Origin of the sequence: Roseibium salinum (assembly GCF_026240905.1) — a bacterium.
Taxonomy (GTDB): Bacteria; Pseudomonadota; Alphaproteobacteria; order Rhizobiales; family Stappiaceae; genus Roseibium; species Roseibium salinum.
On the sequence record NZ_JAPEVI010000003.1, the window covers coordinates 4480475 to 4504293 of the forward strand.

Here is a 23819-nt window from a genome sequence, read left to right on the forward strand (position 1 = left end):
CACTTAGGCAAGCTTGACGTAAGGGAGTTAGGCAACGGTTAAGAACGGATCGTTTTGCGCGCCGGACTGCCGGTTTTTTGCAGTTGATCGGAAGCAAAGACCCCTGCCGGACCTTCAGCACCGCGCAAGGAGGCCCTGGCGATCGGACGGGCCGCCGCCCAGGCCAGTAGCGCCAGAACGAAGCCGGCTATTCCGTCCACCGCGTAGTGCCATCCCAGCACGATGGAGCCAATGAAGATCATGATTGCGTATATGATTGTAACGATCCTGAGCGCGCGATGTTGCCACGCAGCGAAAACCCAGAGCCATGCAAATATCGTGTGCAGGCTTGGCATCGCGGAAATACCGGATATAAAACCTTTGCTGTTGGCATAATAATCCCAAAGTAAATGCTGTCCAACGAGCGCCCAGACGGTGCCGGTTCTTTCATTGACTTCGTTGAGATGGTCAAGCAGCGGCGCATAATAGTCAAGGCCAAGCAGCGGCCCGAAAAAACAGGGCCCCGCAGACGAAAACGTCACAGCAAGTAGGTTTCCTGAAATGGCAAAGGATAAAATACTCGCAAAAAGGTATTCCAACCGGCGTAAATGATTGCTCGAAAACGTGACCCATAGGATAGAAGCGACCATTGCCACGAGCCATGCTTGGTAGGCGTTGTTCAGGATGAACAACTGCCAATCGCCACCGAATATTGGCAGCAGCAACTCATATGGATCTACACCGAAGATTTTCTGATCCAGTTGGTAGAAAAACAAGTCGTACTGAAACGGGACCAATTGCGGCAGGGTCGATTTTACCGTTCCAAAGACCGAAAACGTAGCAAGAAATAAAACGTAAGTTGTGATGATGTGGATGCCGTTATGGTTGTTATTAAACCAGAAACGAGACATTTGAATAAGCTCAGTTGTAGGATTGGGATGCTTATTTACAAATAGTTTTATTGTGAGGGCAATCAAAATACAGGGGGCGGCGATAATTGCGCATAAAGCCGCATATGTTACATAAACTGAGCTTGTAATTATTACTGGTGTAGACTTAAAGTATTCGAAAGCGAAAACGCTAGCTGCCACATGCAAGACAAGCAACAAGATGGCATATCTATAAACGTATATCGCCTTCGTCATGAGCTGGTATTCTCCCGGGATAGTCCGTTCTATCTGCACCATCGCAGACCGCTGGCGTGCTTTTTCTTGCGATCAGACCGCATACTCGCAGCATCCTTCTCATGCGCAGCGTGCCGGCCGGACTTCGTTCGCCTCATCTCGTTGGCGAACTGGCACGAGGCTTTGTTCGGGCAGTGGTTAGCAGGTTAGTTCCCTCTTGTACTTCACTATACGACATGCAAGTTGTTCCAGGCGCCATCCAAAAGGTCGTCGTTCATTGCCGCCGGCTGACCCTTGTAGCTGCATACCGAATGGATGAAATCCAACAGGTACTTGGGATGGTGTCCGGCCGGAGGAACGTTTCTATCAACATAATACTTCCTGAAAAAACGCTCGAAGGTTGCTTCGTCGAAAGGTATGCCGACCTGATCGCAGGCGTTGAGGAAGATCCGCCGATAGTCGGACGCTGTCGGTGTTGGAATGTGGAGCTTGTAGTAGAGGCGCCGCAGCCCGGCCGCGTCCGCAAGCTTGTGCGGATCGATGTTGGTCGAGAAGATCACCAGCTGGTCGAAGGGAATGGAAAACTTCTTCCCGGTGTGCAGGGTTAGAAAATCGAACTTGCGCTCCAGCGGTATGATCCAGCGGTTGAGGACCGTCTGCGGAGGTGTCTGCTGGCGGCCAAAATCGTCGACGATGAAGATCCCGCCGACCGCTTTCAGGTGGATGGGCGCCTCATAAAAATTCGAGACCGGATTATAGGCCAGGTCGAGCATGGCCAGCGTGAGTTCACCACCGGTCAGGACCGCAGGGCGTTTGCAGGCAACCCAGCGGGCATCATACGACGGCTTTCGCGCGGCGGGCTCGACATTGGCAGGGAGCTGCTCGGCCCGTGTGTGAAGGGTCGTGTCGAAAAAATTGATGATCTGCCCGCCCACTTCGATGGCGTGGGGAAGATAGATCGTGTCCTTGAAAGCTGTGCCTATCGCTTCCGCTATGCTGGTCTTGCCGTTGCCGGGGTCGCCGTAAAACAGGATCGACCGGGCGGAGTTGATGGCGGGTCCCAGCCGGTCGACCAGCTCTTCCGGCAACACCAGGTGGGACAGGCTACGGACGAGGTCGTCCCGGTTGACGTGTTCCCGGGAAATCGTCTGCATTTTTATTTGATCGTGAAAGGCCTCGAGGCTGACCGGCGCTGGGCCGACATATTGGGATTGCGCCATGGCCTCGAGCGCGAAGGGTATGCCCCTGCCGCCGAGGGCATAACGCAGTTCGGACCGCATGTCTGCCCCGGCAAGCCCCTTTGCCTCGATGATCTGCAGGCGTTGCAGTTCCGACAGAAGGGCCGAAACCACGGTGATCGGCAGGCAGGTTTCGCGGACGATCGCCGAAGGTGTCATGGTACCGTGCACGTGAAGCGTCTTTGCGACAAGCTTGTGCAGGAAGTCCTGTTCCAGCCCGGTCTCCTCAAGGCTGTTCGGCGCGGCCGGCGCTTCGATCATGCTGTTTCCCCCGGTTGTGTTGACGAGTAATGCTTGCGAGTGCCTTCAAGGCAAGGAACGCTCATCTAGGTCATATCAATAGTTATTCAAATGCATCTCATTTGTCTTTGTATTGTATGTGTTATTCTTCAATAACAGGAAATGGAATTGTGTCATTTTCCGAATAATTACAGTAAACTGTCGTAAATGCCGATGAAATCCCTGATTATGCATCTATTTCCTTGTCTGTTTTGCCGATACATCAAGAAAAATTCAGAAGTACAATATTCTTACGCGAATAGTTCAAGTAAAAACAATCTTTGGTTGTGGTAGTTAACTATATTTTAAGACAGTGCTTACGCAGAGTTATATTTCGTTGACTCCCAATTGTTAAAATTTTATTAAATAAAGTCAGGAGCAAGGCAATCCCTTGAAGATTTTGGGGCGCCCTCCGTTGCGGCAAGAGATCCAAAAACCGTTGCCGTTCCGACAATTATAAGGGGAAAAGGTTATGAAAATGGTTGAAATGATCAAGGCATTCTCCCGCGAGGAAGACGGGGTTGCGCTTACTGAATATCTGATGCTTCTCGGCTTGTTGATTGGTGGGGTCATCCTTGCAGTTACGACTGCGGGCTCAAATCTGGCGGCTGCGTGGACCAGCTGGGGAACCTGGTGGACAACCACTCTTACGCCCCCTCCTGCTGGTGGCTAATGGTAAGTCCTGCGGCCGCGCCATGTGAGGTGGCGCGGCTGCCGTATTCATATCGTTCCACTGATTGGTTGCCATAAACTCTATAAATACAGCAACTTGCCAAAAATAGTAAATCAAACGCGCCTAAAGCGTAAGATGGCAGTGGAATTGGTCTGCGCTTGGCTTTGCAATATTAAGGGTAAAAACTGGGCAGTTTTTGTGGCGGTCACGTCGTGACGGCCCGTGTCCGGCGTTCCGGGCGTAAGCCAATGGAGGCAGTTATGCGTAGATCAACGTTTTTCAGTATCGCGGTGTCCGCCATGCTGGGCGTTGCAGCTGTTATGGCAGCCAAGACCTATCTGAACCAGCAACGCCTGGCCATGCTGAGCACGCTTGCCGAGCCGCGTGTTGAGGCGGGTGAAATCGTTGTCGCGGCCCAGAAGCTGAGCTTCGGCGCGCGCCTTGAGAAGCACTCGTTCAAGACAATCGAGTGGCCGGCCGAAAAGCTGCCCGAGGGGGCGTTCCAGACAATCGAGGAAATTCTCGGTGATGGCGAGCAGGCGCGCTTCGTTAAGGGGTCGATCGAACCCGGCGAGCCGGTTCTTGCAACGAAAATCACGGGTTTCGGAGAACGCGCCACTCTGTCGTCCGCCGTCACGCCAGGCATGAAGGCCGTTTCGATCGGCGTTAATGATGTGCTCGGCGTTGCCGGATTTGTCCTTCCCGGAGACCGTGTCGACATCCTGCTGACCCGGACACAACAGCGCTCCGATACGGCCGGCGCCTATACGGACGTGCTGCTGCAGGGCGTCAAGGTTCTTGCGATCGACCAGCTCGCGGACGATCGGACCAACAAGCCTTCCGTCGTGCGTACCGTGACCCTGGAAGTCTCCACGAACGAGGCGCAGAAGCTGGTGCTCGCGCAAAGGGTCGGGCAGCTCTCGCTTGCCTTGCGCAACAACGCCTCTGCCGCTTTCGAGCAGATCCAGCCGGTCAATGTCGCTGATCTTGGCGGGGCTCCGGTATCTTTCGGCGTGATCGGGGATGTCGTTACGGAAGAATTAAGTGATATGAACGACAATGACGATATAATCACCAAGACGATCCCACGATTCGCTGTTATAGGTGTGTCGCGTGGTGTGGACCGGGTTGAATACAAGGTTGGCAAGGACCTCAATGTCGGTTCGGCTCTTGGACAGTAACTGTTATTTGGGCGCGGGTATGAAGTGTAGATCTTTGGTTTGGTTTTTTCGCCGTCAGTGTGTGTTTCGGTTTAGCACGCTTCTTGTACTGGTAATCGCAGGCGTAGGGCTGGGTGCCGTTGCGACACCGGGTCTGGCCCAGGTGGACAACATATCGGTGTCTATCAGCAGCGCCAGCGTTTCGAATGTGGAGGTCCGCCTGGGATCCACATTGACGGTGAGAACCAATCGCGCCTTTTCCGATCTCGTGGTCGGCAACCCGAATGTCGCCGACATCGTGCCCCTGACCGAGCAGTCGCTCTACATCCAGGGCAAGGCACTGGGCATTACCAACATATCGATCTACAACGACGACAAGGCCCTTATCGGGATCATTGAAGTCAAGGTACAGCTTGATTTCTCCGAAGTCGGCGCCGCCGTGCGTGCGGCTGCGCCCGGGGCGGCCATCAGTGTGTCAAATGTCGGCAACAAGATCCAGTTGAGCGGATCCGTTCTCGATGCCGTCCAGCTCACGCGGGTCCTCGAAGTCGCCCAGCAGTTTTCCGAGAGCCCGGTGATCAATGCGCTCGCCGTTCGGGCGCCGCAGCAGGTGGCGCTCGAAGTGCGTGTTCTGGAAGCCAGCCGCCAGATCGGCCGCGACCTCGGCATCAACTGGTTCGGCCGCGGCAACAATGCGATCGGCGCTATCGGCCGCCGCGGAGGTGTCGGTGTCGACGAGGATACCGGGCTGCTCGAGACACTGCTTGGAGCCGGGGGCAGCCCGACCCAGCAGGGGGCGCTTCCCTTCGGCACCCTCGTCGCCCAGGTTCTGAGCATTTCAGGGTTCAATATCGACATCCTGATCGACGCGCTGGAAGGCAAGGGGCTTGTCCGGCGTCTGGCGCAGCCGAACCTGACGACGATCAGCGGCGAAGCGGCACGTTTTCATGTCGGTGGTGAAGTGCCCATTCAGACCGCCATTTCGAATGCGGGCGGGGTTGCAACCTCCACCGACTACCGGCCGTTCGGCGTTCGTCTGGAATTCGTGCCGACGGTGCTGGATGGTGCGCGCATCAACCTGCGGGTTCTGACCGAGGTCAGCGATATCGATACGTCGATTGACGTGAACGGCAATCCCGGTTTCTCGTCACGCCGGGCCGAGGCCGTGGTGGAATTGCGCGACGGGCAAAGCTTCGGCCTGGCCGGATTGCTCGAAACGGTGAATGCGAGGGACGTCCAGCAACTGCCGTGGCTCGGCCAGGTGCCGGTGCTCGGCGCGCTTTTCCGCTCGACCAGCTTTCAAAAGCGTGAAACCGACCTGGTGATTGTGGTCACTCCCCGTCTGGTGCGCCCGGCGGACCCGAGCGAAAAGCTTGTAACGCCGCTTGACCAGGCCCGTTCTTCCGATGACTTCGAACTGTTTGCCTTGGGGATGCTCGAGGTCGACAAGGACATGACCCGGAAAATCAAAAACGGGGACGGTATCGTGGGCCCGTATGGCCACATGATCGATTTGCAGTTCGAGGATGGGTATGTTTATTCGAAAAAGTGATTGTCTCAAGGTCATTGCAGGTCTCGCAATTGCGACGCTGGTTTCCGGCTGCGCGGATTACATGAACCGCCGCGACACCGTCACGCTCGGGTCCGGGAATGCAATGGAAGCCAATATCGGCATCCACACCATCACGCCTTTCCCGGCCGCGGCAGCTCATACCTACATTCCCGGTGATGGAAGAGCCGTGCTGACGGCGCAGGGGCGCTATCTGACGCCGGGTGACCCGGACGTCGTGATACAATCCGGTGCGTCAGGATCCGCGGAAGTGCAATAGGTCAAATCGGAGCGGTGGGCAAGCTCAGGGCATTGTGTGACAGAGGCTTCATGAGAGTTAGGAAAGGCCGGTCATATGGTGAATACGCCAAAATTCACAGCTCGATGCAGACGGCTTGGAAGAAGCTGGTTTTGCGATGAAAACGGCTATGCGCTGACGCTCGCACTTATCGCGATGCCCCTGATCATGGGCTTCGCGGTTCTCGTCCTCGACGCGTCGAGGATCCACAATCTTCACACGGACCTGCAGAACGCCGTCGACGCGATGGCGATCGCCGGCGCGCGTGAACTCGACGGACGCGGCGATGCCATCACCCGGGCAACGGCCGCAGTTGAAGAGCTCAGCCAGAATGAAGCCTGGTTCGGTCAAGGCGGGACCGGCCTCAGTTTTGGCTCCAAGATCAACGTCGTTTATGACGCGAGCGATGCTGACGCGAGCACCGTTGACCTGATTTTTTTGACCGACATTCCGGCAAGCGATGACACACCCATCGATGATGCGTTTGTTGCAACCAATGAAGCCGCAACTCCCGATGAGGCACAGTACGCTCTTGTCCGTGCAAAGCCGCAGAGCCTGACGACCATGTTCCCTCTGCCGATCGGCGGACGCGATACGATCAATGTTTCGACAGAAGCGGTGGCCGTCTATACCTTTGCTGCCTGCGAAGTGACGCCGATTTATATCTGCAACCCGTTTGAAGAAACCGCGACGCCGGATGATGAACCGACGTTCAACGACCATTTCAACGATGGGGACACATACGGCAAAGAGATCCTGTTTCAGAATTCGGGTGCCTCCTCGACGCTCCCAGGCAACTTCGGGTTCCTGAGAACCTACGGGTCCGGCGCTAATGTACTGGCGAACGCACTTGCCACCGGAAATCCCGGCGTTTGCTATGGTCGAAAGGGCGTCGATACCGAGCCTGGCGCGACCGTGGGCCCGGTTGAGCACGGAATTAATACGCGCCTTGGTCTCTATAATGCCAATTTCAAGAACAATGTCGCCGCACACAAGCCGGACAAGAACGCCCGCTTCGGACAGAAGATCACAGGCAATGCCGCACAGGACTGCAAGGACTATGACCCGGAAGAAGACCCCGGCATGGCGATGGGATTGCCGCGTGGCGAAGGCGGGGAGCCCCTCAGTTCAGGAGGGCAGGTTTCCGCTGCATTGACCGCAACGCAGTTCGATGAGTATTGGCACGTTACGCACGATGGTTTGACCGAAAGTCCTTACGAGGAAGTTGACGGTGCGTGGGTCTTGAAAGATCCGGATGCGCTGCCCGATCACAGTGATGTCAGGTTAGACATTAGGAATTCCGTTCATCATAATCCGAACCCTGTCGGGGATTTCGTCCCGTCCCGATATGACATCTATCTCCATGAACTGGCGCAGAGCACGCATGTGCACGCTTCGGCAAATGAGGAGACCGGCAACAAGCGCATGTGCCATACCTCAGGCGAAGCTGTTGCCGACCGGCGCCAGATCTTCTCGGCTGTCATCAATTGCCAGGAACATGAAAGCGAGCTGAAGGGGGCTGCGACCGATATTCCGGTAGAAGCTTACACGCTCATGTTCCTGACAAGGCCCGCCGTATCAGATGGCAGCAACAGGGAATTCTCGCTTGAGATCGTCGATGTGACGGGGAAGGGCGGTTTCGGTCTGATCGACGACTCCTTCCGTGAGGAATCGGTGCTGGTGCGATGACCGTGAGAGTTCGCCATTTCGTCAGCCATATCCGCTCCTTTTTTGCTGAGCGGGAGGGCGCCATCATGACCGAGGCGATCCTGGTCGTTCCGTTCCTGACCTTCTTCGCCGTGGCCATCCTCGAGTTCGGGGGCATGCTGTGGCAGCGCGAGCAAATCACCACAGGCCTTCGCGATGCGGTCAGATATGTTGCCCGATGCCACACAAATACTGACCCTGACACTGACCCTCTAATCCGTGACGAGGCGGCCTGCGATGCCACCGCCAGGAACATTGCCTATTACGGCAGCGTGTCGGGCAGCGGGACCCTTCGCGTTCCCGGCTGGGATGCGGCCACCAGTCCGATCACGATCATCCGCACTTCTCAGGCGGCGCAGGACGTGGTCACCGCCAGCACCACCCATACCATTTTGCATTCGCCGCTGTTCGGTTTCCTCGGTATCGATGACATCACCGTCACCCTCGATCATCAGCAGAGGGACATCGGATGGTAGTGCGTTTTCTGCTTCGCGGCTTCTGGAGCGACAGGGACGGGATCTCACTCACCGAAGGGCTGATCGTGTTTCCGATCATGGTTCTGGTGGTCTCGGCGCTGATCGAATTCTCCTATGGCATGCATCAGTGGAACCAGGCGGCAAAGGCGGTGCAGCTTGGCGCGCGCAAGGCCGCAGTCTCCTGTCCGTTGACAGAGGATTTCGAAACGGTCTTCGCTTTCGATCCCGCGCTCGGCGGCGAACTGATCCCGGCAAGCAGCGCCACCGTTTCGCAATGTGGTCCCGACGAAAACAATTGCGTCGCCGCTAGGCTCGACAGGTTGGTAAACGGGGTGGCGGGAAGCACATGGCCGGGCATGGCAACCTATTTCCAGCAACCCGATTTCGGCCCCGACAATGTGGTCGTCATCTATGAGCAAAGCGGGCTCGGCTATCACGGGCGGCCGGAAGGGCCGGTGGTCTCGCTCAGGCTGGAGCTTCGCAATGTGCAATTCGACCTGCCGGTCGTCGGCCAGCTATTGGGGCTGGGTACTATCAACGTTCCGGGTTTTCCGGTGACGGTAAGTACGGAAGATCTCCGAGAAGGTCCGGATGACGATTGTACGTAACGCCGGCTGTAAACGATCATGATCCGTCCGACCGTATATCCCTCGATTTGGCACGGGCCGCCGGTATTGGGAGCACGATGCTGCGATCCGGCCGTGAGGGAAGCCCATATCAAGATCGCTCACAACCTCATCCTGAGGAAGCGCGAAGCGCTGTCTCGAAGGATGGGCCACTTGCTCGGAGTATGCCGCCCATCCTTCGAGACGGACCTGACGGTCCTCCTCAGGATGAGGGAGTGTGTGCATTTCTTCGCCCGGGGGAGCGTCGAAGGGACAGGCCATTGAAAGCCCACACTTACGGCAGGCAGAATTACTGGAAGGCGTTTTTATGAGTTCATATGGAAGCGTAACGCAACGACATCGTATTCTGATCTGTTCTGATGATGCGGATATGCTCGAGTTCACGGAAGGGGCGATTTCGACGCTGCCGCAGTACGAGACCACACGGCTGACGCTGGCCAATTTCCCGAAATCGTTCGAGGGCATCGATACCGACCAGTTCGACCTGATCGTCTTCGACGTCGGCAATGGCGAGTTGCTTCAAGGACCCGCCCTGGCAGAGATCCGGGCGGAGATCGGCGAAACGCCGCTTGTTCTGGTCTCCGATCATCTCGAGAACAGCCAGATCCGGCTGCTTTTCCAGCTCAACGGCAAGGACTGGCTGCGCAAGCCGCTGGAGCGGCGCTCGTTTCTGGAAGCGATAAACACTCACATGAATACAGTGAAGGCAGGCAGCGGCTTCGTTCACGCCGTTGTTTCGGCGGGAGGCGGCGCCGGCGGCACGACGGTCGCGCTGACCCTTGCGCACCACCTTGCCAGGACCCGCAAACGCCGCAAGCCGCGTGTGGCGCTTTTCGACCTGGATTTTGCCGCGGCGGATTGCGGTGCCTATCTCAATTCGATCAATCCGTATGACCTTGAAAGCGCCCTGGACAACCCGAAGCGCGTCGATACCGAGTTCATAGACCTGGTTCGAAATCAGCACGAAGCGGGATTTTCACTGTTCTCGTTCTTCAAGCCCGAGCTTCTGCTTTCCCCGCGCACCAACGAGCTTGTGCTGCGCATGCTGGACGTGATCGCTTTCCAGAACGATCACACCGTCCTTGATCTGCCCTATTACGAAACGCCCTGGCGCGAGAAGGTCATCTCATCGGTGAACTCAATCACGATCGTCACGGCCGTGTCGATACCTGCGCTTCAGTCCGCCAAGCTTCTGAAAAGCCGTATTGCCCGGCTGCGCGGAGAGAGCAGGACGGTGCAGATAATCGCCAACAAGGCTTATGGAGGCGGTCTGTTCGGATCCGGGCTCGGCTCCGCGGAAATCGGCAAGATCTTCAAGGACGACAGTTTCGTCATCATCCAGGATGAGCGGGACGTGATGATGCGGGCCGTCAATCACGGCATTCTGCCGAACGAGGTCAGTCCCAGATCGAAATTCGACAAGAATGTCAGCCGGCTGGCTGACAGTTTGAGGGAGGTCGGTTGATGAACCCATTGTCCATGATCAGAACCTGGCTGGTTGTCGTGGCCTGCAGTCTCGCCATGGCCGGCGCCGGGGCGGTGAGTGCCCACGCGGCCGGCTGGAAGGTTCCGCGCAGCCATGGGCCGGCATCAAAGCAGATCGTTTCCCTGGAAACGGGCGAGCGGTCCGGAACGATCATCATTTCCACGCAGGACCGCACGCTGGACGTGGTCCTGGATGCCGCGACCGTCGCCCGCTACAGTATCGGTGTCGGACGGGACGGCTTTACCTGGACGGGCGTCGTGAAAGTCGGCCACAAGGCGGAATGGCCGTCCTGGCGCCCGCCGAGCGAAATGCGCGCACGTGAGCCGGGATTGCCGGAAATGGTGCCGCCGGGGCCGCACAATCCGCTGGGGGCAAGGGCTCTTTATCTTTACAGGAACGGCACGGATACCTTGTACCGCATTCACGGTACGAACGACACAGGGAGTGTCGGCGATTTTGTATCCTCCGGATGCTTCCGCCTATCAAATAAAGATGTTCTTGAACTCTACGAAAACGTGAAAATCGGGACCAAAGTTATCGTAAAATAAACATTCCATAGCGTAAGCTTTGAAGTGTTTGGGCGCAAGTTTGCAAGACGACAACAGGCAGCCGGGAGCAACGAGAAACAATGGCGAATGCTTTCATGGGGCGGTTTTTCAAACCCGGTGAGGAGCCGCGGCCCTCCGCCGGCGCTGGTGCGGAGCAGCCCGCACCCGATGCGCCGCAAGGAGTGGACAGCGCTGTTTCGTCTGAGACGGACGCAAAATCTGCCGGGAAATCCGGCAAGAGCGACATGCTTGCGCAGCGGGTCGACCTGCACAAATACCTGCTCGACAAGATAAACCTCGGCTTCATCGACACGATGAGCAGCGACGAACTGGCAACGGAGATCCGTCCGATCGTCCGGGAATACATCCGCGACAGGCATTTCCCGCTCAGCGCGCGCGAACTGGATCTTCTGATCGAGGATACGACCAATGAAATGCTCGGTCTCGGCCCGATCGAGCCGCTCCTGAAAGACGACAGCATCGCCGATATCCTTGTAAACAATCACAGCCAGATCTTCATTGAACGCAATGGCCAGCTCGAACTGACGGACATCCGGTTCAAGGACGAGGATCATCTGCTGCGGGTGATCAACAAGATCGTCTCCGCGGTCGGCCGGCGTGTCGACGAGTCGACGCCACTGGTCGATGCCAGGCTTGCGGACGGCTCGCGCGTCAACGTGGCCATTCGCCCGGTGGCCGTGGATGGACCCATGGTCTCGATCCGAAAATTCTCGCGCCACCCGCTCACGATGGACCGTCTCGTACAGTCCGGCTCGATGGCCGACGCAATGCGGATCCTCCTGGTGGCGGCCGTGCAGGGGCGCATGTCGATCGTCGTCTCCGGGGGCACCGGATCGGGCAAGACCACGCTGCTCAATGCATTGTCCTCGAAGATTTCGGACAAGGAGCGGCTGATCACGATCGAGGATGCCGCGGAGCTTCAGTTGCAGCAGACCCACGTGTGCCGGATGGAGACCAAGCCGCCGACGCTGGACGGGCGCAACGAACTGCGCCAGCGCGAACTCCTGAAAAACGCGCTTCGCATGCGCCCCGACCGCATCATCGTCGGCGAGGTGCGCGGCGAGGAGGCGTTCGACATGCTGCAGGCCATGAACACCGGTCACGAAGGGTCGATGTGTACCGTTCACGCCAATACGCCGCGCGATGCGATCTCCCGACTGGAGCAGATGGTCGGCATGGCCGGCCTGCCCATGACCCTGATGAGCATTCGCGGACAGATCGCCGCGGCGATCGACCTGATCGTTCAGGTGCAGCGGCTCCACGACGGAAGCCGGCGCGTCGTATCCGTGTCGGAGATAACCGGCATGGAAAACGACGTCATCCAGATGCAGGAAATCATGGCGTTCAGAAAAACCGGCGTGAATGCCGAGAACAAGATACAGGGGCACTTCCTGGCCACGGGCATACGGCCAAGATTTCTTGAGACGATTGCCGAAGTCGGCCTGTCCGTTCCCGATGCCATCTTCGATCCCTCGCGCCCGATCAGTTAGCGGAGCATCATGAATATCATCTTCATTTACGGCGCCGTGTTTATTGCCAGCCTGGTGCTGTTCGACAGCCTGATCCGTCTGCTTCAGGGCGTGTTTACGCGCAAGAAACACCTGAACTACAGACTAAAGCTGCTGGAAAAAAATGAGGACCGCAAAGCCATTTACGAGAGCATGCTGCGTGAACGGGCTATCGGCGGAGACGAGCATGAGCAACTAAGTATATGGTTCAACAGGATCTTTGCGCAATCCGGACTGAAGATCGACTGGCAAAGATTCATGCTCTATGGAGTTGCCTATCTTCTGGTGTCGTGGCTGGTTCTGGGGCTGGCCTTCTCCTCAGTCCTCCTGAGAGGCGTTCTTTGTCTGAGTTCCATGGTTGCGCTTTTCATTCTGGCAATTCTTTTTGTCCGTTCCAAACGCATAAACCTGTTCCTGAGACAGTTGCCGGATGCGCTCGATGTCATGACCCGGAGCCTTGCGGCAGGTCATCCCCTGCCGACATCGATTGCTCTGGTGGCAAGGGAGATGCCCGATCCCATCGGCAGCGAGTTCGGCATGCTGAGTGACGAGCTCACCTACGGAACCGACATTACCGATTCAATGCGCAACATGGTCGAACGGGTCGGGGCAGATGACCTGAAGCTGGTGGCCATTTCCATGACCGTTCAGCGCGGCACCGGCGGCAATCTCGGTGAGATCCTGAGCAACCTGTCCGACGTCCTGCGACACCGGCAACTCATCAAGGCGAAGATAAAGTCCCTCTCCGCCGAGGGGCGCATGACATCCTGGATAATGCTCGCGTTTCCCTTCTTTCTGTACCTGATGATCAGCACCCTTGCTCCGGGCTATTTCGATCCGATCTGGGATAGTGGCTACGGAAACATCGTGATCATGGTGGGGCTCGTGATCATGGCCGTGGGCATGCTCATCCTGCGCAAGCTCGTCAACTTTGACTTCTAGAGCATAAGGCGATGAATATGAACCATTTGACCGGAGCTCATTTGTCTGCTGACGAGGCGGATCGCGCGCCGTGGTGTTTCCCACCACAAGCGCGGTCCAACGAAGTCAGCGGGCAAATGAGCCCGGCCCTTCGGGTGATGGAAAGCAGCCCATCGGTTGCGTTGCGCCGCTTGCCCGATGTTCCGCCACCACAAGCGCGGTCCAACGAAGTCAGCGGGCAAATGAGCCCGGCCCTTCGGGTGATGGAAAGCAGCCCATCGGTTGCGTTGCGCCGCTTGCCCGATGTTCCGCATCGCGCTGCGCGACGCGCCTGGCCGAATGAGCTGCTTTCCAATATCAAATGGTTCATGTTCATCGCCATATGCTCTAGGGGAGGCGTTCATGAATGATCTGCTCATTCTTGCCGCGGTTTTCCTGGCGGTCATGATCCTGTCGATGAGCGTCGTGGGCTGGTTGAGCGCCCGGGCGGAACTCGGCTCCCGCGTGGAAGAGGCATCGGGCACGGCCCGGATGCAGGGCATTTCCCTCACCCAGCGGGATCTTGCCGGGTTCTCTACCGCCGACCATGACATGATCTCGAACTATTTCGAGGTGGTGCGCGGAACCAACGATCCCAATTCGCTGCGGTCCCGTCTGATCCGAGCAGGTTACTTCAGCAAGTCCGCGGTGCCGGTGTTCCAGGTGCTGCGCTTCACTGTCGCCGTCCTGGTTCTTGCCGGCAGTTTCTTCGCGATCGGTTATCTCCTGCCGGATAAGTCCCGGCTGATTATCCTGCTGATGGCCATGATCGCCTCCGGCTTCTCGTTCTTCGTCATGAACCTGCTTTTGGAACGCAGGGGCATGAAGCGTGAACGGGAATACCAGAAGCTGTTTCCCGATTTCATGGACATGCTGATCGTCTGCGCCGATGCGGGGCTGAGCATCGAGGCCGCGGTCGACCGGGTGGCGAAGGAATTCCTGGCCAGTCACAAGAGCTTCGGCATTCATCTGTCGATCATGATGCTCGAGGTGCGCGGCGGCCGGCGCTTGCGCGACGCTCTCGCCAATTTCGCGCAGCGGGTCCAGATCGACGAGGCACGGTCCCTTGCGGTTCTGCTGCGCCAGTCGGAGGAGCTGGGCTCCAGCATCACGAAGACCTTGCGCGTCTACAGCCGCGAGATGCGGCAGATGCGGATGATCCGGGCAGAGGAAAAGGCCAATACGCTGCCCGTCAAGATGCTGTTCCCGCTCGCCCTCTTCCTCTTCCCGATGAGCATCCTCATCGTTCTGGTCCCGATCGTGATCAAGGTGGTCATGCTGATCTCGTCTCTGAAGGCGTAGGTTTGCGATTTTTGAGACAGGATCGATTAGAGGTATGTATTCAATACGTTGGTGGTAACAGTGACCAAACTTGTTATTCAGATACCGTGCCTGAATGAATCTGAGCATTTACCCGGAACACTTGCAGCGCTTCCTCGGGAGATTGCTGGCATCGATGAAATCGAGTTGCTGGTGATTGATGATGGAAGTGCTGATGATACCTCGGGCGTCGCGCGCTCCTTGGGCGTCGACCACGTTATCCGCCACAGGCTCAACCGTGGTCTGGCTGCCGCCTTTCAGAGCGGTATTGATTATGCTTTGCAGGTTGGCGCGGATGTTATCGTCAACACCGACGCTGACGGTCAGTATTGCGGGGCGGATATTGCCAAACTGGTTTCGCCGGTAATCGAAGGTAGTGCGGACATCGTGATTGGAGATCGCGGGGTGCACGATAATGTTCATTTCGGCCCATTCAAACGTAAATTGCAACGTCTGGGCAGCACCGTGGTGCGTCGGTTATCACGCACCGATATCACCGATGCGGTGAGTGGTTTTCGTGCAATTAGCCGCGAAGCTGCGCAGCGGATCTTTATCACTGCTGATTTCAGTTATACGACCGATATGCTTATCCAAGCTGGGCGCAAGCGTATGAGAATTACCAGCGTGCCGATTCGTACCAACCCGGCTGCGCGGCCGTCGCGGCTATTCCGCTCGATTCCACAGTTTATCGCTCAAACCGGCGTGACGATTGTACGCGCCTATCTTACTTACAATCCGATCCAGGTCTTTGGAGGCATCGGCCTGATACTTGCGTTCATTGGCTTGATGCCGATCCTGCGCTTCCTCCTGTTTGCCCTCCAAGGGGACACTGCGGGACACGTGCAGTCGCTGGTCATCGGCGGTGCCCTCCTTATCCTGGGGGCCATAACTCTTCTGCTCGGATTTCTGGCTCACCTGATCAGCGCCAATCGCAAGCTTTCAGAAGCAATGCTTGAAAAAATGCGTAGGCTTGAGGCAAAGCTCGAGCGGATTGAACTTGGCAAGCCGGTGATGACTGGAGACGATGTTCAAAATGCAAAAAGCTACGAAGTCGAAAACAGGATATTGCGGTGAACTTTTTTACCCAGACAACGCGAGAAGAGGCTAGTTCCCAAAGCAGAATCAAAGATTATTCGAAGTTCATTTTTGCGACGATGGTTTGCCTGTTCCTGACGCAGGCCGCTCTGATCTTCCTGAAATCGATGAACTGGGACGAGTTCCTACACTTCAGCCAGGTTTATGATTTGGCCAATGGTCGCTTGGTCTGGTTCTTTCAGACGCTGCAATCGCGTCTTTTCTTCTGGGCGCCTGCAGTGTCGCCGGACATCATCACGCAATTGCAGGCAGCACGATTCGTGATGCTGGGGTTCGAAATTGTCGCGGTCATGATGGTTATTCTGTTGGCACGGCAATTCGTCGACCGCGAAATCGCGCTGTTGACAGGGCTCGTCTATCTCGCTGGTGGTTACACCTTCGCGCACGGCTTTTCCTATCGGCCCGATCCGATGGCAGCAGCAACTTTGATGACCGCCCTTTATGTTTTGGCACGACGTGATCTTTCTGTCTGGAATATCCTGCTCACAGGTTCACTTGTCGGCCTCGCCGGTATGATGACTGTCAAAAGCATCTTCTACCTGCCCTGTTTCGCGGGTATTGCAGTCTTCAGGCTTCTTGAGAGCAGGTCCTCCCAGGGCATGACGCTGTTACGGGTCGCCGCTGTACCTGTCGTGGCCGTGATTGTATTTGCAGTTGTTCTTGTAGTTCACATGAACGGAATCCAAATACACCAAACGGCCTCTGCCTCCGTGGTTTCCAAGAGCCAGTCGTTTCTGAACAGTGGACTTTTCCTGCGTGCGCAGTACACGATCGCCCAAGCGCTAATGGCTCCACTCATCCTTATAGGTATCGTGTTGCTGCCATTCCTCATGCCAGGACGCAGCAGGAATGAGAACATCGTGCTCGCCAGCCTGCTCGTGCCGCTCGTAACGCTGATCTTTTACCGCAACACATACCCTTATTTCTTCGTCTTCCTGCTCGCTCCGGTATGCGTCGCGATCGCACCATCGATCGCGCTGTTGGCACGTCGATACAGCGTCCTCGGCATATTGCCCATTGTGCTGTTGTCGCCGATTAAATTCCTGTTTTTGGAAGATTATGACGTCATCGACCGGCAACGGGCTCTCATAAACGAGGTTCACCGACTTTTTCCTGAGCCGACCGGTTACCTGGCCTATACAGGTTTCATTTCCGACTATCCGCGGATCATCCCTCACCTTATTTCCGGGATAGGACTCAAGAGCTATCATGAGAAGGGCGATGCCCTGATTGCCCGGGAGATCGAACGCGGAAATGTGGGGTTTGTGCTGGCTGATAGTCCGCCGGTGATCGCGGCGCTGGCCGGGGAGCACATGCCCGAGTCATTTCAACCGCGCGATTTTGCTGCTTTGAGGGATAACTTCATTCATTACCAGGGCGACCTCTGGCTTGCGGGAAAGCTTCTTTGTCCTGCACCGGGGGAGCAGCCTTTGACGCTATTTCGAGCTGGACTGTATTCTCTTGAAGGTGGTGTGGTGTCCATCGATGGGCGGCGGATGGCAGATGGCGAAACCTTTGACTTCGCGGCAGGCGAGCATCGGTTGCTCTACGAAAACGGAGCATGCCTGAAACTTTGGGCATTGCCGGAGGTGCCACGTCCCAAGGTGCCTTTCGATTCAGGGCCAGTCATGACAAATTTTTAGCAATGCTCTCTTCCGATCTTGAATTGCTGAACGCCAGGGAGCACCCAAATCATGAAGCGGTAACTCTTGTCAGAGCCAGTGGAAAGCTCATCGATGAAGGAATGGCTCTCGTTGACGGCCATCAGTTTATTCACGGTGCCGAGGTTATTCGATCTCTCGCAAAGGGAAGATCCCACGGCATATCTTTCCGACATCTGGCGTCGTATCTTGGCCTGACACCGAGCGCATATGACAGCGGAACTGTAACCAAATGCCAGGGGCACTTCCAAGGCGGGCAACGCGTGGGCACGGCGCATTCTGATTGAGATCACCTGGCTCCGGCTCAAATATCAGCCAGACAGTCCCCTCTCGCTGGTATCTGACTCGAACACTGATTCTGAATTTCTTTAGCAATTATCAGGTTAATGTGGGGTTCAACGTCGGAGAGTTCGAGAATGTGTTGCGCTTGGTATGTGTCAATTCTGATCTTCAGGTTGGGTTTTTACCCCCTCCAAATTTTGAATAGATTACGCGGCGATCTGCGCCTTTTTGGATACAACCTAGTAGAAGCGGGAGAAAAACATGACCTTCGTTAAGCAGGTGCGTGCCGCTATTGAAATGGCGAAGACGTCAGGTATCAGCCCTACAATGGAGCGGATGCTGAACTTTGCACATGCTAGAATCCACGATAGACGCCGAAGAATTCAGTTCAGACGACTCCGATTACAAGAGCCTTTAGTTCGGGATATTCTTGGTTGTCAAATGAAGCTCGACCCGAGTCATAGAGGGTTAGACCGAGATCTCCTGCTCGATGGGATACGCGAGCCGATCGCTACAGGCTACATCATGCGAATGTTAAACTCCAATGATGTCGTCTTAGAAGTCGGAGCTAACCTAGGATACTACGCCTTGATTGAGGCCAGGATGTGCCAGAAGGTCTATGCTGTTGAACCGCATCCTGGAAATTACCAACGGCTGGAGGAAAACGTTGCATTAAATGATTTTACCAACATTGATACCTTCAATCTAGCTTTCGGATCTGTTGAGGGCGAAATCCCGATGCAATGCTCCTTGCTGTCGAATTGGCATTCTTGCCGCGACGTAGAACATGGAGCAAAAAATACTATAGCAGTACCCTGCACGCGGATTGATACCTTCAGTAACCAACATGGATATCCAACCTTTATTAAGATGGATGTAGAAGGATTTGAGCTTGAAGTTCTGAAAGGGGCAGTTGAGACTTTGAATAAAGTACGATGCGTCTTTCTTGAGTTACACGGAGATGTACTTAAGGTCGAAGAAATACGTGAAGTAATAGACCTCTTGACGAAAGCTGGCCTTCAGCCGTCGCTGGTAGCGCAATACGATCGACCGGGAATGGCGCGAACCTATCCAGTCTCGCACATTGCAAATATTTATAACGGAGATAGAGGAACTTATGAACTATTTTTCTTAAGGAAATAGGTAATTATCGTTTAATTTATAACGTATACTTTTCAGGAATAGGTTTGACTATGTATGTAGCTATTAGAGTTCTGCCAAACGACAAACTGTCGACGAGCTATGTGGCGCTGATGGAGCGTTTTAACTATGAGCGGCTGTAAAATGAACCAATTTCCGCGCCAGCCTTGAAATGACGAAATTGCCGAATACCGTTTTCATTACCCGCAAATGGCCGCCAGCTATTGGCGGGATGGAAACCTGGTCGCTGAAGCTCTCCGAAGAACTGGTAAAATTGGGTTCAGTCCGGATTATTGCGTTGCCTGGACGCGCCAATGGAATGCCTCCGACCATTGCTGCCCTGCTTGCATTTCCAATTGTGGCAGCGTGGAACTATTTTCGCGGTGGTAGCGCGCCGTCTATTCTTCACGTTGGCGATATGGCTCTCTGGCCTGTCGGTCTATTCGCGCGGTTTCGATACGGCCCGACGCGCGTTATCCTATCGGCTCACGGTACGGACGTCTCGTATCCGAAACGCGGTGGGATGCGCGGCAAGCTTTATGAACGATACCTTCGCTTGGGCGCGCGGCTTCTCTCGAAGTCCGTAGTGATTGCCAACTCGCAAGCAACAAAAGCGGCAACTGAAACATTGGGCTGGCGCATGACGAGGGTCGTGCCGCTGGCAACCGACGTTCCGCGTTCGTTGCATGACGGCAATCACAACGGAAAAATTTTGTTCGTTGGCCGCTTGGTCAAGCGAAAAGGCTGCGCCTGGTTTATTCGAAACGTTCTGCCGGAACTACCGCAGGACACAGTTCTTCAGGTTGCCGGAACAGTATCGGATCGGGAGGAGCGTTCCGCTCTCGAGGCCCCAAATGTCGAATACTGCGGCAGTCTGAGAGGAGAGGCGTTGACGAATGCCTACCGTAACGCAATGTGCGTGATCGTTCCGAACATCGAACTGGCCAATGGCGAATTCGAGGGATTCGGACTGGTCGCCACGGAAGCCGCAGCGGCTGGCGGTGTAGTTCTGGCGGCGAGGTGCGGCGGACTGCCGGAAGCTGTTGTTGAAGGGCGAACTGGGTTCCTCGTTGCCGCTGGAAACCCTGCCGACTGGGTTGGGGCCATTCAGCGCATCGGAGGCTGGTCGGAGCAGGAGCGGGCTGACTACACCTCCGCGTCTGTTAATGTGGTTCGGGAGCATTTTTCCTGGCGGCGCGTGGCGCTAGATGTGGCGCAGATTTATTGCGAAGCTGTGGACGAAGAATGCTGAGATATGTGTGTGAACCCGGTTCAATGGTTTCCTTATGACGGCAATGTTGAACCTCTTGATTACTCATTTGCCCGAGTATGCCTGTTGCCGGATCGCCGGCGGGGCAACAGGCGAACTACTTGGGCAAGACCCGGAGCCGAGAACATGGATGGGGCAATTTGGGCATTAACATCTGGCTCGTGCGCCTGAAAGCCGTCTTGTCTCCAGCGGTGCTGAACGACCCGGTGTGGCGGCGAGCAATTCTGATCATCGCCGCCTTGGGATTCGTCGCCGGAATCGGATTATCGATGAGGGCTCAACCTGGCCTCTTGTCGAATCTCGATTGGCGGCCGGTATTGTGCCTGATCCTCATCGGCATCCCGGTAACTGTCGTACTGAACACGCTGGAGTTCCGTGCAACTGCCCGGCTTATCGGGCGGAGTTTCACCTTCGCCAGAGCAGCGGAAACGACGATAATCGGTGGTGTCGCCAACATGCTGCCATTGCCGGGAGGCGCAATCGTGCGAGTTGCCGCGTTACGGGCGTCCGGATCCAGCTACAAGGAAGGCTCGTTGGCTATTGTCCTTGTTGCCTTCATTTGGATCGGTGTCTCCTTTGCTTATGCCGGCGGCTGGCTCCTTGTTCTCCAAGACACTGCTGTTCTGGGAGTGTTCTTCCTGCTCGGGGGCATTTTGCTGTTGGCACTGTGTGTTGGACTTACAATCTGGTTCCAAAGGGTGTGGCGTCAGACTGCCATTCTCGTGGTGATCAAGATCGGGCTTGTCTTGGTCGATGCCATGCGTCTCTATTTCTGTTTCCATGCATTGGGGCCACAGGTAGAATTCGGGCAAGTCTCGGTGTTGACTGTTTCGGGAGCTCTCGGTGCGGCGGTTTCAATCGTTCCGGCAGGCCTGGGTATCCGTGAGGCGTTTGCGGCAGTCTTGGGACCAGCCGTGGGGCTTACGGCCTCGTCGGCTTATCTGGCGACCTCATTGAACAGAGTTTTCGGGCTCGCAATGTTATCGCCGATTGCGCTCTTTCTGGCGGTTCGTCAAAAGCGCGCGTCCCGCGTTTAGCCCAGCAAGGTAACGATGGCAGTAGAAGGGCAGCATTCATTGCTGCAAGAGCTGGCTGGTTCATGGACGCTGCTTGCTGGATCGGGTCTATGTGGTATTTGAACGTTGCGTCCCACGGCGGGCGTGCCTACACCCGCAAGAACCCGGCATAGCGCTGGCGGTAGCGGGCCGGGGTGACGCCGACGGAGCGTTTGAAGATGCGGCGGAAGAAGACCGGATCGGCATAGCCGACGGCGAGGGCCACGGCATCGACGGCCTCCGCCGTCGTTTCCAGCATCTGCTTGGCCTCCTCCAGCCGCAGGGCCTGCACATATTCGACAGGGCCGTAGCCCGTCGCCTTTCGGAAACGGCGTGAGAAGGTGCGCTCCGGCAGCCTTGCGATCTCGGCCATGCGGGCGACCGGATTGCCGGTCGTATAGTTGTCGCCGAGCCAGACCTGGGCGGCCGCGATGGCCGCATCCGTGTGCTGGTGCGGACGGGCCATGACGGCGAAGGGGAGCTGTCCGTCGCTCTTGTCGCCTATCAGGAATAGCTTGGACATGCGCCGGGCTTCCGTGTCGCCGGCAAAGCGGGCGGTGAGATAGAGACCAAGTTCGCTCCACGTCGATGCGCCGCCGGCGGTGACGATCCGGTGTCCGGTGCCGGCCGGACACAGCAGGCGCTCCGGACGAAGCCGCACGTCGGGATAATGTTCGCGCACGAAGGGTGCGACGGACCAGTGCGTTGTCGCCTCGAGGCCGTAGAGCAGGCCCGCCTCCGCCAGAAAAAGCGTTCCCGTACATATCGAACAGACGACCGCGCCGGCTGCATGCATGTCGCGCACCCAGGCGATTTCCTCGGTCCAGCGGCCGTGAGGGGGGTGTGGAGGTCCAGTCCCAGATCCGTGACGATGACGATATCGGCCACTGGTGCGTCCGCCAGAGCGGCCTCCACGGCGATGACGGATCCTGCGGGCGATCGCGAGGATCGGCCGTCGCGGGAGACCAGCAATGGCGAAAAGTGATAGGCAGCCGTTTCAGGCTCTCCGGTGATACTTTGCCAGCTCCTTCCCACAAGGCCGAAGAGCTCATGCAGGCAGTAAAGCGAACCGGGAAAGGATTCCGGCAGCGTGAGCAGAGTGACTGAGAGGATGGGCTTGTCGTCCGGCATGGCGATAATATTGGCCGAAATACCCTCCCTCGTCCATCAAACTCATTGAATTCCTGGCCGGTTTGACCTCTTTTCGTCCGAAACCGCTCTCGTGGCGTAAGTCTGCACGTGCTTGTTGGAGCGCGTCACATCCAACAAAGGAAAGCGGACATGAACGTGATTGATACCCCTTCTCTTGACCTGGAGCGCGCGGAAGCTTTCGCAGACCGGGTCGGTGGAATGTTCGATGCCGGTGCGGCGGCGACCATGATCTCCATCGGTCACCGCCTCGGCCTCTTCGACGGCATGGCCGGAGCAGCGCCTGCGACGAGCACCGAAATTGCGGCGAGCACCGGCCTTGCGGAACGCTATGTGCGCGAGTGGCTCGCGGCAATGACGACGGCCGGCATACTGCGCTATGAACCGGAAACGCGCCGCTTCCACCTTCCGCCAGAGCATGCCGCATGCCTGACGCGCGAGGCTGCGCTCGGCAACCTTGCTGTCTATGCACAGCACGTTTCGCTTCTCGGCAGGATGGAAGAGCGGACCCTGCACTGTCTGAAGACCGGCGAGGGGACCGGCTACGGCGACTACCCCTGCTTCCACCAGATCATGGCCGAAGACAGCGGACAGACGGTCACCGCGGGCCTGTTCGAGCATATCCTGCCGCTCGTCGCCGGACTGGAGGCCCGTCTGGAGGCCGGGATCGACGTGCTTGATGCCGGTTGCGGTCGTGGACTGGCGCTGATGGCGATGGCGCGGCGCTATCCGAAGAGCCGCTTTACCGGCTATGACCTGTGCGCGGATGCCATTGCCCACGCGGCCGAGACTGCGCGGGCCCAAGGCCTTTCCAACATCACCTTCGAGACGCGCGACCTCACCGGCTATTGCGAGCCCGGCCGCTGGGATTTCGTCACGAGCTTCGATGCGGTTCACGACCAGAAGGATCCCGAAGGCCTGATCAGCGGCCTCTGCCGGTCGCTGCGCCCGGGCGGGTCCTATCTCATGCAGGATATCGGCGGTTCGGCCCATCTGGAAAACAATCTCGACTTTCCGTTTGCAACGCTGCTCTATGCCGTTTCGCTGGTCCACTGCACGCCTGTCTCGATCGGCCAGGGCGGCGCCGGGCTCGGCACGATGTGGGGCTGGGAAACCGCGGAAGCCATGCTCCGTGGCGCAGGCTTTAAAACCGTGGAGCGTCACGTGCTGGCGCATGATCCGATGAATGTGTGGTTCGTTTCACGCGTGTGACGG

At 56.8% G+C, this 23819-nt stretch carries 22 protein-coding genes; 19 read left to right on the forward strand and 3 right to left on the reverse strand.

Going from position 1 to position 23819, the window contains the following annotated elements:
- Positions 1–38: 38 nt before the first annotated feature.
- Positions 39–1124 (reverse strand): phosphatase PAP2 family protein, encoded by a 1086-nt coding sequence (locus tag ON753_RS25360; RefSeq protein WP_265966733.1) that lies wholly within the window; start codon positions 1122–1124, stop codon positions 39–41.
- Positions 1125–1330: 206 nt separating this feature from the next.
- Entirely contained in the window at positions 1331–2602 is a 1272-nt protein-coding gene (locus ON753_RS25365; protein WP_265966734.1) for a P-loop NTPase and SpoVK domain-containing protein, read from the reverse strand.
- Positions 2603–3092: 490 nt separating this feature from the next.
- Between ON753_RS25365 and ON753_RS25370 the strand changes: the two genes are divergently transcribed.
- From ON753_RS25370 to ON753_RS25455, 18 genes are all read left to right on the forward strand, one after another.
- Complete coding sequence (locus ON753_RS25370; RefSeq protein ID WP_265966736.1) at positions 3093–3293, forward strand: hypothetical protein; 201 nt, start codon at positions 3093–3095, stop codon at positions 3291–3293.
- 260 nt (positions 3294–3553) lie between these two features.
- Complete coding sequence (gene cpaB, locus ON753_RS25375; protein ID WP_265966737.1) at positions 3554–4474, forward strand: Flp pilus assembly protein CpaB; 921 nt, start codon at positions 3554–3556, stop codon at positions 4472–4474.
- 19 nt (positions 4475–4493) lie between these two features.
- The gene (locus ON753_RS25380) at positions 4494–6005 is read left to right on the forward strand and encodes a type II and III secretion system protein family protein (protein WP_417715137.1); all 1512 of its coding nucleotides are present in this window, start codon (positions 4494–4496) and stop codon (positions 6003–6005) included.
- Entirely contained in the window at positions 5986–6282 is a 297-nt protein-coding gene (locus ON753_RS25385) for a hypothetical protein (protein WP_265966740.1), read from the forward strand. Before ON753_RS25380 ends, ON753_RS25385 begins: the two co-directional genes overlap by 20 nt.
- Before the next feature lie 75 nt (positions 6283–6357).
- Entirely contained in the window at positions 6358–7989 is a 1632-nt protein-coding gene (locus ON753_RS25390) for a TadE/TadG family type IV pilus assembly protein (RefSeq protein WP_265966742.1), read from the forward strand.
- A 65-nt stretch (positions 7990–8054) separates the two neighbouring features.
- On the forward strand, positions 8055–8483 hold the full coding sequence (locus tag ON753_RS25395; protein WP_265966744.1) for a TadE/TadG family type IV pilus assembly protein: 429 nt from the start codon (positions 8055–8057) through the stop codon (positions 8481–8483).
- The gene (locus ON753_RS25400) at positions 8477–9091 is read left to right on the forward strand and encodes a TadE/TadG family type IV pilus assembly protein (RefSeq protein ID WP_265966747.1); all 615 of its coding nucleotides are present in this window, start codon (positions 8477–8479) and stop codon (positions 9089–9091) included. The genes ON753_RS25395 and ON753_RS25400 overlap by 7 nt, the downstream gene beginning before the upstream one ends.
- A gap of 388 nt (positions 9092–9479) precedes the next feature.
- A complete protein-coding gene (locus ON753_RS25405) occupies positions 9480–10574 on the forward strand; it encodes a pilus assembly protein (RefSeq protein WP_265966749.1) in 1095 nt (364 codons plus the stop codon).
- The gene (locus tag ON753_RS25410) at positions 10574–11143 is read left to right on the forward strand and encodes a L,D-transpeptidase (protein WP_377047209.1); all 570 of its coding nucleotides are present in this window, start codon (positions 10574–10576) and stop codon (positions 11141–11143) included. Before ON753_RS25405 ends, ON753_RS25410 begins: the two co-directional genes overlap by 1 nt.
- Positions 11144–11223: 80 nt before the next feature.
- Positions 11224–12654 (forward strand): CpaF family protein, encoded by a 1431-nt coding sequence (locus ON753_RS25415; protein WP_265966750.1) that lies wholly within the window; start codon positions 11224–11226, stop codon positions 12652–12654.
- A gap of 9 nt (positions 12655–12663) precedes the next feature.
- Positions 12664–13614 carry a type II secretion system F family protein gene (locus tag ON753_RS25420; protein WP_265966753.1) on the forward strand — a complete coding sequence of 317 codons (951 nt, stop codon included), beginning with the start codon at positions 12664–12666 and terminating at the stop codon, positions 13612–13614.
- 17 nt (positions 13615–13631) lie between these two features.
- The gene (locus ON753_RS25425; protein WP_265966755.1) at positions 13632–14003 is read left to right on the forward strand and encodes a hypothetical protein; all 372 of its coding nucleotides are present in this window, start codon (positions 13632–13634) and stop codon (positions 14001–14003) included.
- Positions 13996–14934 (forward strand): type II secretion system F family protein, encoded by a 939-nt coding sequence (locus ON753_RS25430; RefSeq protein WP_265966757.1) that lies wholly within the window; start codon positions 13996–13998, stop codon positions 14932–14934. The genes ON753_RS25425 and ON753_RS25430 overlap by 8 nt, the downstream gene beginning before the upstream one ends.
- Before the next feature lie 60 nt (positions 14935–14994).
- Positions 14995–16026, forward strand: coding sequence for a glycosyltransferase family 2 protein (locus ON753_RS25435; RefSeq protein ID WP_265966759.1), 1032 nt, complete (start codon positions 14995–14997; stop codon positions 16024–16026).
- Positions 16023–17690 carry an ArnT family glycosyltransferase gene (locus ON753_RS25440; RefSeq protein WP_265966761.1) on the forward strand — a complete coding sequence of 556 codons (1668 nt, stop codon included), beginning with the start codon at positions 16023–16025 and terminating at the stop codon, positions 17688–17690. Before ON753_RS25435 ends, ON753_RS25440 begins: the two co-directional genes overlap by 4 nt.
- Before the next feature lie 561 nt (positions 17691–18251).
- Positions 18252–19133, forward strand: a complete 882-nt coding sequence (locus ON753_RS25445; RefSeq protein ID WP_265966763.1) for an FkbM family methyltransferase — start codon at positions 18252–18254, stop codon at positions 19131–19133.
- Between the two features lie 169 nt (positions 19134–19302).
- Positions 19303–20382 (forward strand): glycosyltransferase family 4 protein, encoded by a 1080-nt coding sequence (locus ON753_RS25450; protein WP_265966765.1) that lies wholly within the window; start codon positions 19303–19305, stop codon positions 20380–20382.
- A gap of 158 nt (positions 20383–20540) precedes the next feature.
- The gene (locus ON753_RS25455; RefSeq protein WP_265966767.1) at positions 20541–21437 is read left to right on the forward strand and encodes a lysylphosphatidylglycerol synthase domain-containing protein; all 897 of its coding nucleotides are present in this window, start codon (positions 20541–20543) and stop codon (positions 21435–21437) included.
- Positions 21438–21564: 127 nt separating this feature from the next.
- On the opposite strand, the gene ON753_RS25460 is transcribed toward ON753_RS25455, so the two are convergent.
- The gene (locus ON753_RS25460; RefSeq protein ID WP_265967272.1) at positions 21565–22251 is read right to left on the reverse strand and encodes a GlxA family transcriptional regulator; all 687 of its coding nucleotides are present in this window, start codon (positions 22249–22251) and stop codon (positions 21565–21567) included.
- 485 nt (positions 22252–22736) lie between these two features.
- Here ON753_RS25460 and ON753_RS25465 point away from each other — a divergent pair, with 485 nt between their 5' ends.
- Positions 22737–23816, forward strand: a complete 1080-nt coding sequence (locus ON753_RS25465; protein WP_265966769.1) for a class I SAM-dependent methyltransferase — start codon at positions 22737–22739, stop codon at positions 23814–23816.
- Positions 23817–23819: the final 3 nt, after the last annotated feature.